Origin of the sequence: Thalassovita mediterranea, assembly GCF_001458435.1 — a bacterium.
GTDB lineage: Bacteria > Pseudomonadota > Alphaproteobacteria > Rhodobacterales > Rhodobacteraceae > Thalassobius > Thalassobius mediterraneus.
On the sequence record NZ_CYSF01000006.1, the window covers coordinates 351693 to 368500 of the forward strand.

The 16808-nt window shown below is 59.3% G+C and carries 18 protein-coding genes; 4 read left to right on the forward strand and 14 right to left on the reverse strand.

Annotated features, from left to right (window positions below):
- Nucleotides 1-74: 74 nt before the first annotated feature.
- A complete protein-coding gene (locus tag TM5383_RS05615; protein WP_058318044.1) occupies nucleotides 75-776 on the reverse strand; it encodes an HAD family hydrolase in 702 nt (233 codons plus the stop codon).
- Between the two features lie 205 nt (nucleotides 777-981).
- Here TM5383_RS05615 and TM5383_RS05620 point away from each other — a divergent pair, with 205 nt between their 5' ends.
- Entirely contained in the window at nucleotides 982-1455 is a 474-nt protein-coding gene (locus tag TM5383_RS05620; RefSeq protein ID WP_231725045.1) for a MarR family winged helix-turn-helix transcriptional regulator, read from the forward strand.
- Nucleotides 1456-1464: 9 nt separating this feature from the next.
- Here the strand turns inward: TM5383_RS05620 and TM5383_RS05625 are convergent, their stop codons facing one another.
- The 5 genes from TM5383_RS05625 to TM5383_RS05645 all read right to left on the reverse strand — a co-directional run bounded on the left by TM5383_RS05625 (nucleotide 1465) and on the right by TM5383_RS05645 (nucleotide 4145).
- Nucleotides 1465-1752: a DUF3572 domain-containing protein gene (locus TM5383_RS05625; protein ID WP_058318045.1), complete on the reverse strand. Its 288-nt coding sequence runs from the start codon at nucleotides 1750-1752 to the stop codon at nucleotides 1465-1467.
- A 103-nt stretch (nucleotides 1753-1855) separates the two neighbouring features.
- Nucleotides 1856-2410 carry a periplasmic heavy metal sensor gene (locus TM5383_RS05630; protein ID WP_143570198.1) on the reverse strand — a complete coding sequence of 185 codons (555 nt, stop codon included), beginning with the start codon at nucleotides 2408-2410 and terminating at the stop codon, nucleotides 1856-1858.
- A gap of 15 nt (nucleotides 2411-2425) precedes the next feature.
- Complete coding sequence (locus TM5383_RS05635) at nucleotides 2426-2890, reverse strand: hypothetical protein (RefSeq protein WP_058318047.1); 465 nt, start codon at nucleotides 2888-2890, stop codon at nucleotides 2426-2428.
- A complete protein-coding gene (locus tag TM5383_RS05640) occupies nucleotides 2883-3467 on the reverse strand; it encodes an RNA polymerase sigma factor (protein WP_058318048.1) in 585 nt (194 codons plus the stop codon). The genes TM5383_RS05635 and TM5383_RS05640 overlap by 8 nt, the downstream gene beginning before the upstream one ends.
- A 141-nt stretch (nucleotides 3468-3608) precedes the next feature.
- Nucleotides 3609-4145 (reverse strand): EF-hand domain-containing protein, encoded by a 537-nt coding sequence (locus TM5383_RS05645; RefSeq protein WP_076399994.1) that lies wholly within the window; start codon nucleotides 4143-4145, stop codon nucleotides 3609-3611.
- Between the two features lie 289 nt (nucleotides 4146-4434).
- On the opposite strand from TM5383_RS05645, the gene TM5383_RS05650 reads away from it, so the two are divergent.
- Nucleotides 4435-4821, forward strand: a complete 387-nt coding sequence (locus TM5383_RS05650; protein WP_058318050.1) for a DUF983 domain-containing protein — start codon at nucleotides 4435-4437, stop codon at nucleotides 4819-4821.
- Between the two features lie 67 nt (nucleotides 4822-4888).
- The gene (locus TM5383_RS05655) at nucleotides 4889-5608 is read left to right on the forward strand and encodes an NUDIX hydrolase (RefSeq protein WP_058318051.1); all 720 of its coding nucleotides are present in this window, start codon (nucleotides 4889-4891) and stop codon (nucleotides 5606-5608) included.
- On the opposite strand, the gene TM5383_RS05660 is transcribed toward TM5383_RS05655, so the two are convergent.
- Entirely contained in the window at nucleotides 5596-6492 is an 897-nt protein-coding gene (locus TM5383_RS05660) for a DMT family transporter (RefSeq protein WP_058318052.1), read from the reverse strand. The genes TM5383_RS05655 and TM5383_RS05660 overlap by 13 nt on opposite strands.
- A 22-nt stretch (nucleotides 6493-6514) precedes the next feature.
- Entirely contained in the window at nucleotides 6515-7561 is a 1047-nt protein-coding gene (locus TM5383_RS05665; protein ID WP_058318053.1) for an aldo/keto reductase, read from the reverse strand.
- A gap of 211 nt (nucleotides 7562-7772) precedes the next feature.
- On the opposite strand from TM5383_RS05665, the gene metG reads away from it, so the two are divergent.
- Nucleotides 7773-9485 (forward strand): methionine--tRNA ligase, encoded by a 1713-nt coding sequence (gene metG, locus TM5383_RS05670; RefSeq protein WP_058318054.1) that lies wholly within the window; start codon nucleotides 7773-7775, stop codon nucleotides 9483-9485.
- Nucleotides 9486-9719: 234 nt separating this feature from the next.
- Here metG and TM5383_RS05675 read toward each other — a convergent pair whose 3' ends face one another.
- The 6 genes from TM5383_RS05675 to TM5383_RS05700 all read right to left on the reverse strand — a co-directional run bounded on the left by TM5383_RS05675 (nucleotide 9720) and on the right by TM5383_RS05700 (nucleotide 16728).
- Nucleotides 9720-10232 carry a PhnA domain-containing protein gene (locus TM5383_RS05675; RefSeq protein ID WP_058318055.1) on the reverse strand — a complete coding sequence of 171 codons (513 nt, stop codon included), beginning with the start codon at nucleotides 10230-10232 and terminating at the stop codon, nucleotides 9720-9722.
- A gap of 69 nt (nucleotides 10233-10301) precedes the next feature.
- The gene (locus TM5383_RS05680) at nucleotides 10302-11378 is read right to left on the reverse strand and encodes an ABC transporter ATP-binding protein (RefSeq protein WP_058318056.1); all 1077 of its coding nucleotides are present in this window, start codon (nucleotides 11376-11378) and stop codon (nucleotides 10302-10304) included.
- Nucleotides 11375-12421 (reverse strand): ABC transporter ATP-binding protein, encoded by a 1047-nt coding sequence (locus TM5383_RS05685; RefSeq protein WP_058318057.1) that lies wholly within the window; start codon nucleotides 12419-12421, stop codon nucleotides 11375-11377. Before TM5383_RS05685 ends, TM5383_RS05680 begins: the two co-directional genes overlap by 4 nt.
- 12 nt (nucleotides 12422-12433) lie before the next feature.
- Nucleotides 12434-13585, reverse strand: a complete 1152-nt coding sequence (locus TM5383_RS05690; RefSeq protein ID WP_058318058.1) for an ABC transporter permease — start codon at nucleotides 13583-13585, stop codon at nucleotides 12434-12436.
- Between the two features lie 3 nt (nucleotides 13586-13588).
- Nucleotides 13589-14581 carry an ABC transporter permease gene (locus TM5383_RS05695; protein WP_076399935.1) on the reverse strand — a complete coding sequence of 331 codons (993 nt, stop codon included), beginning with the start codon at nucleotides 14579-14581 and terminating at the stop codon, nucleotides 13589-13591.
- Between the two features lie 92 nt (nucleotides 14582-14673).
- Nucleotides 14674-16728 (reverse strand): ABC transporter substrate-binding protein, encoded by a 2055-nt coding sequence (locus TM5383_RS05700; protein WP_058318401.1) that lies wholly within the window; start codon nucleotides 16726-16728, stop codon nucleotides 14674-14676.
- Nucleotides 16729-16808: the final 80 nt, after the last annotated feature.

Genomic DNA, 16808 nt, shown 5'->3' on the forward strand with positions numbered 1-16808 from the left:
AGTCGTTTACGTGGATTGCCCCACAGTCAAAATAGCTCTGCTAAGGCGTCAACACATCTGCGGCGGCTGCGCGATCAGGTCGCCAGCCAATCAGGCAAGGCGCCGATATCACGCAACACAACGTCTGCCAGTGGGGACAGGTCTGCCTCGGTCGCAATACCGGTCAATACGCCAATGGTCACCATTCCGGCCGCGCGTCCGGCGATCAGGTCATGCGCACTGTCACCAACCATTGCCACACGGGCTGGCGTCAACGACATACGGTCACAAAACGCCAGCAAAGGCGCGGCATCGGGTTTAGCGCCAAACCCGCTGTCAAAGCCCGCGATGAAATCGAAATGGTCAGCCACGCCTGCCCCTTGCAGATGAGCGTGAGCGCCCATTTCGCTGTCATTGGTCATGACCCCCAATGCCAAACCGGACGCGGCCAGCCCCTTCAGCAATGGCGAAAGTGGGACCGCAGGCGTCAATGGCGCAGCTGCGGCGCTGGCATTCATGCGGGCTTCCAATGCGTCCAGATCAACACCTGGCAATGCGCGTGCCGCGCATTCAGCGGCTTCGCGCCCCGTGCCCGCGATGACCGGGCTGTGTGGCAAAAATTGACCCAGTTCCAGATCAAACGCCATGTGATAGGCGATGTCGCCAGCGCGTGCGGCATCACCATCGGCCAATTCCAGAATCAATTCACCCGCCCAAGTGTCCCATGTCGCACGGAAATCAAACAGCGTGCCGTCCTTATCAAAAAGGATCCCATCCAGCTTACTGTTGCTTGCCATTGCGCCTCTCCTCCTTGGGGTGGACAAAACCAGTTGTGTCGCGCCGCACCCTGCGGGCAGTTTTCGACGGAGGCAAGCGCTAAAACCAAGGTTCCCCAAACACCACGGAAAATCATTGACCCGTGCTGTCGTCTCGCTTCCCACTACCCCGCAGACTGAACGCAGCGGCCTTGACACCGTGCGCGCCATGTTATCGTCTGCGCCCATGCCAAACCCGCCCTCCACCGACCCAGACCGCCGTTACCGCCTGCATCAATCGTTGGGCTATCACCTGTCGATTGCGGCCCGCCAACAGGAACGCCGCTTGGATGAGGATCTAAAGACCGCGGGCCTTACGCGCACGACGTGGTGCATTTTACTGGCCATTGGCAACGAAGAGCTGAGCCAACCTTCTGATATCGCGGATTTCGTCGGCATTGATCGTACAGCGACCTCACGGGCTTTGCGTCAAATGGAGCAAAAGGGGTGGCTCAAACGCAGCATGGGCACAGAAGACAAGCGCACACGGCAAGTGGTTCTGACCAAAAGCGGCGCCGCCCTGATCCCACGTTGCACGCCCTTTGCACAGGACAACGCCACGCAACTGCGCGCCGCCCTCAGCGCGGGCGAAGAAGCAGAACTGAAGCGGCTGTTGCAAAAGCTAAGAAGCAGCGGGACCATGCCACTGCCAACTCTGTAGCCGTTCGGGTCAGGTCCAGTTGATCTGTGCCCCACCGGGCAATGCAGCGCGTGCGTGTATCAAGCTGTCATAGGGGCGATTGAGTGCATCACAGCAACTGATCACCCAGGCGTCATCCATCAACAGGAAATCCAACACTGATGCCAAAAACTCTGGGCTCCCTGCGTTTACCCGCAGATCGTCCTGAGATACGCCAGATGCCCCCATAAACACCGGCAGCAATTCGTCATTTCCAGCCAACCAGCCCAGTACCTGCAGGGCAAGCGTTTCAGCGGCGTCTGGCGACAGGTTGGACATAAGCGGCCTCATTAAGCTGGATGGCAGAACAGAGTTACCGTTGCTTTTCACGAAAACCACAAACTGACAAGCGGTTCGCGACAGCAAAAGCGTTCCCGCGCGCTCAATCGGTTTGGCGTTTGTATTTCGCGCCGCGATCCTTGTGGTCGGGTTTGCGCTTTTTCAACGCATCTTCCAGCCGATCTGCATAAGCGGCACGGTCTGCCGCCGTCATGCCTGACAGGTGTTTGACCAGCAGCATCTGTCCCAGTTCGGCGCGGGCATGGCCAAATTCGATCTGACGCCCCAGCGCCGAAGCCAGCGCATCAGTATCAAGCGGGTCGGCACGCAACAGGGCCAGAACTTGTGCATGGGTCCGCCGCATTTCAGCCCGGCTGGGCATTTGTACGCTCTGCTTGCGCATATCGCGCCAGATCGAACGGCGATCCTCTGGGGCAAGAGCACGCGTATAAGCCCCTGCAATTTGATCCGTTCGTGCCGGACGTTTGTCACTGTCGGGTCCGCCAAAGCGGAAATAGGCCCCTGCGACCATACCCAAAACTGCGAGGTTCAGGGCCAGCGACAGCAACAACAGCCCGCGCACCCACGGTTTCATTGCGGCCTGTCTGGCCGTTTTCTGCTGGGGGGCGTTCGGGGTCATGTTTGGATCCTGTGACATCAGTTCGCCTTTCACTCAGCCTTCGAAAAAGGTGCTGTCGATTTCCGCCGAAAATCCCGGCAACACATCCACCAGATAATCGTCACTGTCCAGTGCCAGAACAGTTGCAGCACTGTCGCTCAACAGGCTGGGCGGGTTCATCCCGATCCAGATCCCGGCAACTGAAGCCGACACCAACCCCGCCATTGCCGGCCAACCGCCCAGCGCTGCCAAAGCGTTGCGCCAGAAGGCAGGTTGCAACGGGTGCGGTGCGCGCGGGGCGATGACCTCAGCCGCTGGCACCTGTGGCACAGCTTGCACCGCTAAGGCATCAGACATAACGCGATCCATCAGCCCCATACTGGGCTGGAACGCATCGTCAGCACCGACGGTGCCGCGCGCCAGCGCAAACAGATCATCCAGCGCGGCCAGTTCATCGGATTGCAGATCATCAAGCGGAAGATCGCCCTGCCCGCCGTTTTGCAAACTGTTCTTATCCATCGCTATACCCCAAATCCTCGCGCCGACCGGCGAGAGCCGCTGCCAGCGCGCGTTTGCCCCGTGCGGTCAAACTTTCGACTGCCTCGGTGCTAATGTCCATGATGGCGGCAATCTCGGGATTTGCCAGCCCCTCAATATGGCGCAGTGTCACCGCCTGACGCTGCCGGTCCGGCAATGTGTCCAGTGCGCGATAAAGCGCGTCCAGACGGGCACGATCCTGCATTCCGTCAGCGACACTGGCGCTGTCATCAGCAGGTTCCGGAATAGCATCGATCCCAACACTGGGACGGCGCCGCAAACGATCCGTACACAGATTTGCCACCACGCGATATAGCCAGGTTGTTACCTTGGCCTCGCCTTGTCGCCAGTCCGGGGCGATTTTCCACAAACGCATCATCGCGTCCTGCGCGACATCTTCTGCCTCGGCACGATTGCCCAACATGCGCATCGCCTGTGCAAAAACACGCGGGGTCAGCCGCAGGTTCAGCGCCCGCGCAGCTGCCGCATCGCCATTGGCAAACAACACCAATAGCGCGTCATCAGGGATCTCACTCAATGTGTCGAGGGCCATATCCATACCGACTTAGGCGTAACCTGTTCCAACAAGCAGGGCAATTGCCCCGAGCCGCATATTCCCCTCTACGCGCCGATCCCGAAGGATCGACGCTGAGGCGGGACGCTGGGCACTGCTTGGGGACGCAACTGCCACAGTGACAGATCAGTTCTGATCCTGACCACCGCCATTTTCACCACGCTGGCCGTGCTTGCCGCCCATGCGCTTCTTGCCAAAACGCTCTTTCATTGCCGCGAACTCTTCTTCGCTCAGCGCACCATCTTCGTTCTGGTCCAGTTTGGCGAAGAGCCGACCCTTGCGGTCATTGTTGCCGTTACCGCCTTGCATTTCTTCGGCGCTCAACAGGCCGTCGCCGTTGGTGTCACGCTTTTCGATCATCTTGGTAACACGCCGCTGCATCCGCTCGGCGCGTTCACCCTCGGCCTTGGCCAGCATTTCCTCAACACTCAAGGCGCCATCGCCATCGGTATCAGCCGCAGCGAAGCGCTTGGCCGCTTCTGCCTGCATGGCGCTGTGCATTTCATCCTGCGTAAGCAGCCCGTCACCATCCAGATCCAACGCGCTGAACTCCAGCATTGGGCCCTTATGGCCACCTTTGCCTGGCCCCATCGCCGAAGCGGTCACTGCGGTGCCTGCAATGGCAAAAATGGTCAGGCCAGCGATCAATGCGGTGCGTTTCATGGTGTGTTTCCTTTTCATCTGACGTTTGGGCCAGTCGTGGCCCGGGGAGGTTTTCACCGGTGTTTCATCCGGTTTGTGCAGACTGATACGCACCGCCAGAAAACTTCCGTCGCAGAAAAATGAAAAAGTTTTTCCCCGCCTCTTCGGCCCGTCGATCAACAGCGTTCCCCGATTAAAGATGCACATAAGACAAGCCTTTTGCGACAACACGACGCGGCGACATTTAGAGGGGTTTCATCTTATCTGTTTTGCTTCATTCTGTTCGGATCAATTTGTTAAGAGAGCCACGATGACCGACGTCACCCTCGCCGAAGAGCGCCCGACCAAACCCGCCATCCTGCGCGGCTGGCGCCGCAAGTGCCCCAATTGCGGCACAGGCCCGATGCTGAAGAGCTATCTGAAGGTGCGCGACACCTGCCCGGTCTGCCGCGAAGAACTGCACCATCACCGTGCCGATGATGGTCCTGCCTACCTGACCATTCTGGTGGTTGGTCACCTGCTGGCCCCGCTGCTGCATGTCGTGTTTGAAACTTGGCGTCCCTCGCCAATTGTGATGATCGAAATCTTCGGTGTTGGCACGGTGGTGCTATCGCTCTACCTTCTGCCCAGACTGAAGGGCGCGATGATCGGGTATCAATGGGCGCGGCGCATGTACGGGTTCGGCAAAACCGGCTAATCCCTTCGGCATCGACCTGACACTGTGTCAGGTCGAAACGCGCGGCAGAGAGAAGGCAGGGAACGGCATGACGACAAACGGCGTGGACAAAACGGCAATTCGCGACGCGGCCACCATCATTGTGGTGCGCAACCGTCATACAGATCCCCAAATCCTGATGGGCCAACGTGGCGCCAAGGCTGCATTTTTCCCAAACAAGTTTGTCTTTCCCGGCGGCGCCGTTGATGCCGCCGACGCAGACGTGCCGCTGCTCACCGCCCTGCCAGAAGTTTGCCGCGCCCGCCTACTGGAAGATGCGCCGCGCGATATGTCAAACGCCCTGGCGGCGGCGGCAATTCGTGAGTTGTGGGAAGAAACCGGTCTGATTTTGGGCAAACCCGGCGACTGGCCCGATGCCCCTGAGGATTGGGCTGGTTTCGCCGCCCAAGGGTACCGCCCCGACGCGGCAGCGCTGCAGTTTGTGTTCCGCGCCATCACCCCCACTGGCCGCCCGCGCCGGTTTGATGCGCGGTTCTTCCTGTTAGATGCCGATCACATTGTCAGTGATCTGGACGATTTCAGCGCCGCCTGCGATGAGCTGTCCCACCTGCAATGGATCCCGCTGCCCAAAGTGCGCGAATTCGATCTGCCCTTCATCACCGAGGTGGTGCTGGCAGAGGTCGCCGCGCGCCTTGATCAGGCAGAACCGCCGGTCTCCGTTCCGTTCTATAAGAACGATGAGGAACAGAACCTTTTCCTACGGCTGAAAGGCGTTGGCCCGCTTACTGGGCCTACTTACAGGGACTGAACCAACGTCATAACGCTAAGGGTGATCAAAACCATCCCCCAGACCTCGTTCTTGGTCAGCTTTTCGCGGAACACCAGCGTGGAAACAAAGATGGAAAAGATCACCTCTACCTGCCCCACGGCAAACACATAGGCCGCGTTCTGCAGGGTGAAGGCCCAGAACCAGCACAGTGATCCACCAAGGCCCGACAGCCCGACCCAGATCGCCTGCCGCCAACTGGCCAAAACACGCCCCACTTCGCCCGGTTCGCGCCAGCGCAGGAACAGCGACAGGCCAACCGCCTGCGAGGCGGTGACAAACATCAGCGACACCATCGCACGCAGCAGCGGATCCTCACTGCCCACCTCCAGCGTTGCACCACGATAACCCACGGCAGAGATGGCAAAGAACGCGCCTGACAACAGGCCCAGCGCCGCACCTTTGTTAAGGAAACCGCCCTTACCCTCTGGCCGGCCAGAGAGCACCAGAACACCACCCAGCCCGACAAAGATCGCCGCCAAGCCCAGCATCGAAATACGATCGCCCAGTACGAGGAAGCCGACCAAAGCGGTTTGCACCACCTCGGTCTTTTTAAACGTGATCCCAACGGCAAAGTTTCGGTGATGAAACAGCGCCACCACACACCACGTCGCCAAGATCTGCGCCAATGCCCCCACCAGTGCGAAGGGCCAGAACATCGCGCCCAAGGCGGGGAAAGCCACGCCTTGAACGCCCAGATAGCCCAGCGTCAGCGCTGCAACAAAAGGCGCGGCATAGACAAACCGCGCCAATGTCGCGCCGCCACTGGACAGGGTGCCCATGGACAATAGCTTTTGCACCATGAAGCGCAGGGTCTGAAACCCTGCCGCCATCATGGCGATGAAGATCCACAAATGCGCGTCCATCGGCCCCTCCCCTAACCGCAGCTTAGAACGGCAGCGGGTGCTGTTTGTGGATCTCGTCAATTGCGGCCATCACTTCATCCGACAGGACCAGATCCTTGCCTTCCAGAATGTGCTGCAACTGCGCCTCGGTGGTGGCACCGAAAATGACCGAACACATAAAGGGCCGCTGACGCGCCCAGGCCAGCGACATGTTGGCCAGATCCAGACCATGTTCCGCCGCCAGCGCCGCATAGGCATCCACGGCGGCAAAGGCGCGGTCTGTTTTCCGCGCGCCCAGATCACCGTTGATGTCCATGCGCGATCCTTTGGGGACAACACCGTTTTGATATTTGCCGGTCAGCAGACCCGCTGCCAGCGGCGAATAGCAGATCAGCCCCACGTCTTCGTTCACCGACACCTCGGCCAGATCGGTGTCATACATCCGGCACAGCAGCGAATATTCATTCTGAATGGTCGCCACCCGCGGCAGATCCAGACGATCAGCAGCATTGACCCACTGGGTGGTGCCCCATGCGCTCTCATTCGACAGGCCGAAGTGACGGATATTGCCCTTCTCCACCTCACGCTGCAGCGCGCCCAGCGTATCCTCGATGTTCGCGACAGTGTCAGCGCGGTTCTGCGAAGAGGGATCGTAGTTCCAATGTTTGCGGAACATGTAGCTGCCGCGGTTGGGCCAATGGAACTGATAGAGGTCGATGCAATCGGTCTTCAGCCGTTTCAGCGATCCCTCAACAGTGGCAGGAATGCTGTCAGCGGTGATCGGCGCGCCATCACGTACCGCCATCAGGCCAGCGCCGGAATGTTTAGTCGCCAGCACAAATTCATCACGGCGACCGGGGTTGGCGGCGATCCAGTTGCCGATGATTTCCTCGGTGCGGCCAATGGTTTCTTTGGCCACGGGGTTCACCGGGTACATTTCGGCGGTGTCCATAAAGTTCAGCCCGTGATCCAGCGCCATTTCGATCTGACGGTGCCCCTCAGCCTCACTGGTCTGGGTGCCGAAGGTCATGGTGCCAAGGCACATATCGGTGACCATCACGCCGGTGCGGCCCATCTCTTTCTTTTGCATTGCCTGTTCCTAAAGTCGAATTTCCGTTGCCGCGACCATAGCGCCCCGCCCGCCCAGTGCCAGCCCCCAACGCCGCCAATACCTCAAGAAACCGTGACTGCCCGCAAAATGCCCACGGACCCTGCACAAATCACAAACCGCATCTAGCGGTGGCACAGGCCGCGCCCTTGCGCTAAAGGGGAGGACAACACGTATATCTGGACTTGGGTTTATGGCACGGCATCTGATCACCTCGGCACTTCCCTATATCAACGGGATCAAACACCTCGGCAACCTTGTGGGCTCTCAGCTGCCTGCGGACCTGTTTGCGCGCTACCAGCGCGGTCGCGGCAATGAGGTGATGTTCATCTGCGCCACCGACGAACACGGCACCCCCGCCGAACTGGCCGCCGCAAAGGCCGGTCAGGACGTCGCCAGCTACTGCGCCGAATTGCACGAAAAACAGGCAGAGATTGCAGCTGGTTTCGGCCTCAGCTTCGATCACTTTGGCCGTTCGTCGTCCGAGGAAAACAAACAGCTGACCCAGCATTTCGCCGGTGTGCTGGCCGACAAGGGCCTAATCCGTGAAGTGTCTGAAAACCAGATGTATTCCAACGCCGATGGCCGCTACCTGCCGGATCGCTATATCGAAGGCACCTGCCCCAACTGCGGGTTTGACAGCGCGCGTGGTGATCAGTGTGACAACTGCACCAAGCAGCTGGATCCGGTGGATCTGATCAATCCTTATTCGACCATCTCCGGCTCCACCGATCTGGAAATGCGCGCGACCAAGCACCTTTACTTGGGTCAAAGCCAGATGAAGGACCAGTTGAACGACTGGATCGACAGCAAGAGTGACTGGCCGGTGCTGACCACCTCGATCGCCAAGAAGTGGCTGAACGATGGTGACGGACTGCAGGATCGCGGCATCACCCGTGATCTGGATTGGGGCGTACCTGTGAAACGCGGCGAACAGGACTGGGAAGGCATGGAAGGCAAGGTCTTCTACGTCTGGTTCGACGCGCCGATCGAATATATCGCCTGCGCGCAGGAATGGGTTGCTGCGGGCAAAGGCAGTGACTGGGAACGCTGGTGGCGCACCGACAAGGGCGCGGATGATGTGACCTACACGCAGTTCATGGGCAAGGATAACGTGCCCTTCCATACGCTATCGTTCCCGTCGACCATCCTTGGGTCCGGTGAGCCGTGGAAGCTGGTGGACTACATCAAGTCCTTCAACTACCTGAACTATGATGGCGGCCAATTCTCCACCTCGCGCGGTCGCGGCGTGTTCCAGGATCAGGCGCTGGCAATCCTGCCCGCCGACTACTGGCGCTGGTGGCTGTTGAGCCACGCACCGGAAAGTTCGGACAGCGAGTTCACCTGGGAAAACTTCCAACAGTCGGTGAACAAGGATCTGGCGGACGTTCTGGGCAACTTTGTCAGCCGGATCACCAAATTCTGCCGCTCGAAGTTCTCCGAGGCGGTTCCGGAAGGTGGCACCTTTGGCGAACAGGAACAGGCGCTGATTGCCGACCTGACATCCAAGGTGCGCGCCTATGAAGGCTTCATGGAGGATAAAGAGGTCCGCAAAGCTGCGCAGGAATTGCGCAGCATCTGGGTTGCGGGCAACGAATACCTGCAGGCAGCAGCGCCATGGTCGACCTTCAAGACCGATCCCGAACAGGCAGCGGCGCAGGTGCGTCTGGGTCTGAACTTGATCCGCCTCTACGCGGTTCTGTCAGCGCCGTTTATCCCCTTCACCTCTGCCAAGATGCTGGAGGCGATGGGCGCAAGCGATGACAGCTGGCCCGGCGATGTGGCCGAGGCATTGAGCGCCCTGCCCGCCGGTCACGCCTTCACCGTGCCGGATGTTCTGTTTGCCAAGATCAGCGATGAGCAGCGCGAAGAGTGGCAAGAGAAATTCTCTGGCACCCGCGACTGAGGCTTGCCTGAGAGAATGAAGAAAGCCCGCCGATTTGGCGGGCTTTTGTTTTTAGGCGCAACCTCTCAACCACTTAGCACGGGCGTCAGCCCGGGCCGCGCCCGACCCTCCCGCACGGGAGGGCGCGTTTGCGATGTCTTATATCACAATAAGGTCAGTCTGGTTTGAGCCGTCCCGCACAACACGATGGTTACATGCGCCCACCCGAGGGTCGGGCGCGACCCTCATCCGCAATCAGCTCTTCTTCACAAACTGGGTCAGGATCACAATCCGCTGACCTTCGACACGGCCCTCAATATGCGTCTCGTTATCCGGCACGAGGGAGATGTTGCGCACAGCCGTGCCGCGTTTGGCGGTGAAGCCTGCGCCTTTCACCGGCAGATCCTTGATCAGAACCACGGTATCGCCCGCCGCCAGAACCGCGCCATTGCTGTCGCGGTGGATGACGTCTGGCGCTTCCTCCAGCCCAGCCTCTGCCCATACCAGAACATCTGGTTCCAGATAGGCAATATCCAACAGATCACGTGCCCATGCGGCCTCTAGTCGGTTCAGTAGACGCCAAGCCAATACCTGCACCGCCGGTGTGGTGGACCAGATCGCGTCATTCAGACACTTCCAATGCGGCACGTCCTGTGGGCCATCCGTCAGGCCCTGCTGGCAGACATCACACAGCTGCACGCTGTCATCCCGCGGGGCAACGGGGATTGGGGCAACGGCACGGTCCGCACTACACAGATCACAGGTCATGGCATTTATCCTTTACTCAGTCATCGCGCAGCAATGCGCCGCGCGGTGACAAATGGCAAGGGCTTAGCTCTACTCCGCTTCATCAGCGAAATGGCAGGCGACAAAGTGTTCCGGTGCCAGTTCGCGCCATTCTGGGACCTTGGCCTTGCAGATGTCCTGCGCCATCGGGCAGCGGGTGTGGAACCGACAGCCAGAGGGCGCGGCAAGGGGATTTGGGATCTCCCCCTCCAGCCGCATGGGATTGAAGGTCGCATCAGGATCCGCCTGCGGGATCGCGGAGAGCAGCGCCTTGGTATAGGGATGGCGCGGTTTGAAAAACAGGCTGTCGGTCGGGGCGTATTCCACGAATTTGCCCACATACATCACCGCCACACGGTGGCTGATCTGCGCCACGACGGACAGGTCATGGGCGATAAACAAGAAGGCGACGCCCATTTCGTCCTGCAAATCCTTCAACAGGTTTACAATCTCGGCCTGAATGGACACATCAAGGGCCGAAACGCTTTCGTCACAAACCACAAAATCGGGCTTGGTCACCAAGGCGCGTGCGATACAAATCCGCTGACGCTGGCCACCGGAAAACGCATGTGGGAAGCGGCGCAGGTGTTCTAGGTTCAACTTGCACCGCGCAGCAATCTCGCGGACGCGCTGGTCGATCTGATCGCGGTCGCGCATCAGCCCACCGGCGATCAGCGGTTCGGCAATGATATCGCGCACCGTCATCCGCGGGTTAAGCGATGAATAGGGATCCTGAAACACCAGACTCATCCGCGGACGGAAGGCGCGCAACAGATCATGCGCCATGTCGGAAATGGAATGCGCGCCCTCGCCCATCACCATGCCCATCTTCTTGCGCATCCCGCGCAGCTCTTTGGCATCGGCATGGGCCAGATCCACGTCGCGTTTGCGGCTGTGGAAAATCACGTCCCCATCTGTGGGATCAATCGCGCGCAGAATGGCGCGGCCCACTGTGGTCTTGCCCGAGCCAGATTCGCCCACCAGCCCCACGGTTTCCCCACGGCGGATGTCAAAGCTGACGCCATCCACAGCGCGCAATTGCTGCACCTCGGTGCGGAAGAGCTTTTTGGTTTTGATGTCAAAACACACTTCCAGATCGCGGACCTCGATCAAAACATCCTGTGTCATTGCGCGGGTTCCTGCTGTTTGATCTGTTGTTGTGCATCCACCTCTGCGCCTGTGCGATGCTCTGGCGTTTCCAGCCAACAGGCGACGCTGCGATTTGGGCCCAAGGGAACGGTAGGCGGCAGTTGCTGATCGCACAGCCCCTGCAGGCGCTGGCTACAACGGGTGTGGAACGGGCAACCGGTCGGGCGTTCGTTGGGGCTGGGAATGTCGCCGGGCACGGGGCTTAGACGATCATGCAGCGCATCCAGACTAGGGATCGCCTTGAGCAGGCCCTGCGTATAGGGATGGCGCGGGTTGCGGATCACATCCGCCGTGGGGCCGCTTTCGACAATCGTGCCCAGATACATCACCGCCACATCCTGCGCGACCTGTGCAATCACCCCCAGATCGTGGGTGATAAAGATCATCCCCATCCCCAGATCACGCTGCAGATCGGCCATCAGTTCCAGCACCTGCGCCTGAATGGTCACATCCAGCGCCGTGGTTGGCTCATCCGCGATCAACAACGCCGGACGCGCGGCCAAGGCCAGCGCGATCATCGCCCGTTGCCGCATCCCGCCGGACATTTCATGCGGGTATTGATCCACGCGCCCCACGGGGTTGGAAATTCCGACCTTGTCCAGCATAGCGATTGCCTGCGCGCGGGCCTCTTTCTTGGTCACCTTCTGATGCAGGCGGATCGCTTCGATCATCTGGTTGCCGATGGTGTAAACCGGCGAAAACGACGCCATCGGTTCCTGAAAGATCATCCCGATCTCACCGCCGCGCAGCCGGCGAATATCGCGACCCTTGGGCCTCAGCTGGTCGATACGCACCTCACGGCCTGCTTTGTCGGTGTAGGTCATCCGCGCCTCATCCGACACGCGGCTGTTGCCCGGCAGCAGTTTCATCAGCGCCTTGGTCGACACCGATTTGCCGGATCCAGATTCACCCACAATGCCCAGCGTGCGCCCTGCCTGCACGGCGAAGCTGACGTTCTGTACCGGGGTGATCATGCCCTCATCCGTTTGAAACGAGATGGAGAGGTTTTCCACTTTCAACATCACATGTCCCCCTTAGTGGCTGTCGGAATAGGGATCGGCCGCATCACGCAGACCGTCGCCAATCACGGTGAACGCCAGCACGGCCACCACCACAAAGATCGCAGGAATAAACAGCCAAGGCGTCTGTTCGATCACCCGAACCGACTGCGCCTGTTGCAAGAGCACGCCCCAACTGACCGTCGGCGGCCGCAGGCCCAACCCAACAAAGCTGAGCGCGGTTTCACTGAGGATCATGTAGGGAAAGGAAATCACCAGATCGACGATGATAAAGCTGGTGAAGCTGGGCAGCATATGCCGCCCGATGATCCGCGCCGGACGTGCACCTGCCAGACGGGCGGCGACCACGTAATCCTCATTCCTGATCGACAATAGCTGCGACCGGATCCGCCGTGCCAGCGTTGGCCAGCCGAACAGGCCAAGGATCAGCGTCATGGCGAAATAGACCTGTGTGGTTGACCATTCCTTCGGCATGGCGGCGGCAAGCCCCATGTAAAGGGGGATGATCGGCACCACGCGGATCACCTCGGTCACCCGTTGGATCACGCTATCAAGCACACCGCCTGCGTAGCCCGCAACGCCGCCAATGATCAGCGCCAGCACGAAGGAGATCATCACCCCCAACACCCCAATCGACAGCGACACCCGCGTCGCATAGATGGTGCGCGAAAACACATCGCGGCCCAGATCGTCGGTGCCCCAAAGGTGCAGCTTGGCCTTGGGATCATCCAGCAGGAACAGGTGGCGTGTGTTGGGGATCACCCCCAGAATATGGTTTGCCTCGCCTTTGGCGAAGAAGTGGACATAGACCCGTTTGTCAGGGTCCGGCACCGAAACGGCGCGCAGGGTGACAGGATCGCGTTTGGTGCTGACCCCATGCACGAAGGGCCGCATCGAACAGCCGTTTTGGTCGCAAAACATCGGGATCTGCGGCGCGCCGTCCAGATATTTGGCATCGCGCGTGGTGGGACCATAGGGCGCGACCACCTCGGCAAACAGGCCCGAGATTGCCATCACCGCCAAGATCATCGCCGCCACCATCGCCGCCTTGTGTCGGCGGAAGCGCCACCAGATCAGCGTCCATTGCGAGGCAGAGTAGAATTTCTGCCGGCGACGTTCTTCGGCGGTCAGTTTGGTCGGGGTCGTTTCAGGTGTCACATCTGTCATCGCTCACGCCCCCAGTTTGATGCGCGGGTCCAGCCATGCCAGCAGCAGGTCAGACACAAAATTCATGAAAACAATGGTGAAGGTCAGCAGCAACAAGATCGCCCCAGCCACATACATGTCGAGGTCGAGGTAAGCGCGCAGCAACAGCTCCCCAAGCTCCGTCAGCCCCAGCACCACCGCCACAATCGGCAGTTCGGAAAAGATACGGTTCACGTCAAAGCCGATGGTCGACACAATCGGGTTGATCGCCAGACGGGCCGGATATTTGATCAGCAGCTTGGTTTCCGGCACCCCACGGGCGCGGGCAACGGTGACTGATAGCTTGTTCAGCTCATCCGACATGGTCGCGCGCACGGTCTGGATCTGATAGGCCACCGCCGACCACGCCAGCACCACCGCAGGCAGCCATAGGTGTTTGATCATGTCCCACACCTTGGCCAGCGACCACGGCGCATCCGCGTATTGATCGGAAAACAGCCCGCCAATATCGGCACCAAACCAGCGGTTGGCGAAATACAGTAACACCAGCGCCAGCAAAAAGTTCGGCAACGCCAGCCCAAGGTAGGAAAAGATCGTCAGCCCGTAATCCATCGCAGACGCACGGCGCACTGCGGCAAAGATCCCCACGGGGATCGACACCAGATAGGTCACCAAGAGCGTGGCAAACAGAATGCCCAGCGTCAGCCATCCCTTGTCGCCGATCACCTTCACCACCGAGGTTTCAAAGGCAAAGGCCTGCCCGAAATCCCCGCGCAACACGATGCCGCCGATCCAGTCGAAATAGCGCAACATCATCGGCTTATCTAGGCCGAGGTCCGCGCGGATCGCCTGAATATCCGCCTCTGTCACATTGACGCCAGTGCCAGAGTATTTGCGAAACGCATAGCGGTCGGCGTAGTCACCGGGCGGAATTTCCATGATCAAAAAGACCATGACAGAGACCAGAGCCATGGTGATCACCATGCCTATCAATCGTTCAAGCGTGAAACGCAGCATTGGGTTTTCCTTTGGTGGGCTGTCGCCTTCCGTCAGATCAGGGCACACGCCTGCGCATGCGCCCTGATCCAGATTTATCGACTATTGCGGGGTTACTTTTTCAGGAACCACTGCTGCGGACGGTACGGATAGGTCCAGTAGAAGTCGTAGGTCTTCGCCTTGATCGGCTTCACGTTGGTCAGGTCGTTGCGGTACATGAAGGGCGCAACGATGTCGCCAACGGTGCCGATTTTCAGGAAGTTGTCAGTGTGGATCTTGGTGATTTCGGCACCCAGACGGTTGCTTTCCTCCGATCCCATTTCCTGCTGCAGGAACTGTTCCGACAGATCCCACAGTTTGGCGATGTCGGCGGGCGGTTCCACACCTTCGGCGCCGGCGGTGTCTTTCCACGCGGCCCAGCCAAAACCAGTGCCCGGGTTGAAGAAGTCACCAAACGGCGGGATGAACACGGTGGCATCCTGCGAAATGGTTGGGCCAGCGTTGCCGTCGTATTTCCAGGTGGTCAGGTCCAGATCGTTGTTGTTGCCCGACGCGCGGTATTCGTCCGATGTGGTTTCCTTCAGGTCCACACGCACGCCTACTGCGGTCCAGTAATCGCGTACCAGTTCCATCATTTTCACCGGCACACCCTGCGACGAATACACCAGACGCACGACCAGCGGCTTGCCATCGGGACGTTCTACGGTGCCGTCGCCATCCGCATCCTTCAGACCCATTTCCGCCAGCAGCGATTTGGCCATTTCGGGATCGTAGTTGATATCCTTGTTCAGAACCTCATCGCTGACAAAGGCAACGGTTTTCGGTTCCGCCGGAACGCCCTGCATCGGGGTACCCTGACCCAGATAGACGATCTCGTTGATCTCATCCCGGTTCATCGCCACCGACATCGCTTTGTTAAAGCGCACGTCGTTGAAGATCGCCGCCAGAACCGGATCCTTGTGGGTACGGTTGAACGAGAAGAAGACGTTTTCACCAAAGGTCGGCGCGAAGGACACAGTGTAGTTTCCGCCCGCTTCGTTTTCTTTCAGCAGCGGGAAATCTTCGAGGAAGACCGCCTGCTGTTTCCAAACCACATCGCCGTTCATGATCTTGAGGTTCTGGACCTCTTTGTCGGACACGTAGGTTTCAACGATTTCGTTGATGTAAGGCAGCTGGTTGCCGGCAGTATCAACCTGGTGGAAATAGGGGTTCGCGACCAGCTTACGGCCTTCGGCGCTTTCCTCGACAACGATGTAGCTTTCCAGCGTCGGCACCACGGCACGGCCGATTTTGGCAGCTTTGTCCGCGTCTTTCAGCAGCGGCGAGGGCACGTCTTTCCAATCCGACCCACCGTAGTAGAAATCAACGGCAGCAGCAGCGTTTTCAAAGCCGTATTCCTGCGCCATTGCTTCGGCGTTTTCGTTATACTTCGGCATGAACTGGCTGAGGAAATGCTTGGGCTGGAACGGCTGGCCATAGTCCACCGCAAAGCGGTTCAGCAGACCGGGGGTCGGCACCGGCAGGGTGAATTTGACGGTCAGATCATCCAGCGCCTCAACCTTCACCGGTTCACCAGCGAACAGCCAACGGCTAGGGGTTTTTTCGTACACATCAGGGTTCAGGATGATGTCGTTCATCCAAAATTCAACATCCGCCGCGGTAAAGGCGGCACCGTCGGACCATTTGTGACCCTCACGCAGGGTGATGGTCAGTTCGGTGTAAGCGTCGTTCCACGCCCAGGCCTTGGCGATGTTAGGCACGACGGTTTGCAGGTCATCGGCATAGCGGACGAAGTTCACATGACGTACCGACAACAGGTCAGAGGTACCGGATTCAGTTGCCTTGGACAGGCCAGTGATGGCGCCGCCGTAGCTGCCGATTTCAGCGTAAGGGGCCACAACCAGCGCCTCTTTCGGCAGGCGATCCGCCACATCGGCCAGTGCTGCGTTGCCCAGGATGCGGGCGTTCAGATCCGCAATCGCCGGGTTCTGCGCAAATCCCAGATCACAGCTGGCTTTGCTTTCAAATTCCGCCAGTTCAAACTGCTGCGGATAGTCAGAAGACAGGCCCTGCATGTCGGCGACCGTCACCGCGGGGCAGCTGGCAGAGGCAGCGGTGGCAAAGGCGACCAGCGCAGCGCCGGACAGGAGAATGGATTTCGATGTCATGGTTTGCTCCAAGCATAGATGAGACAACAAAGTTGCGACCGGGCCTTAAAACCCCGCTTATGTGACAAAACTGCAAATTC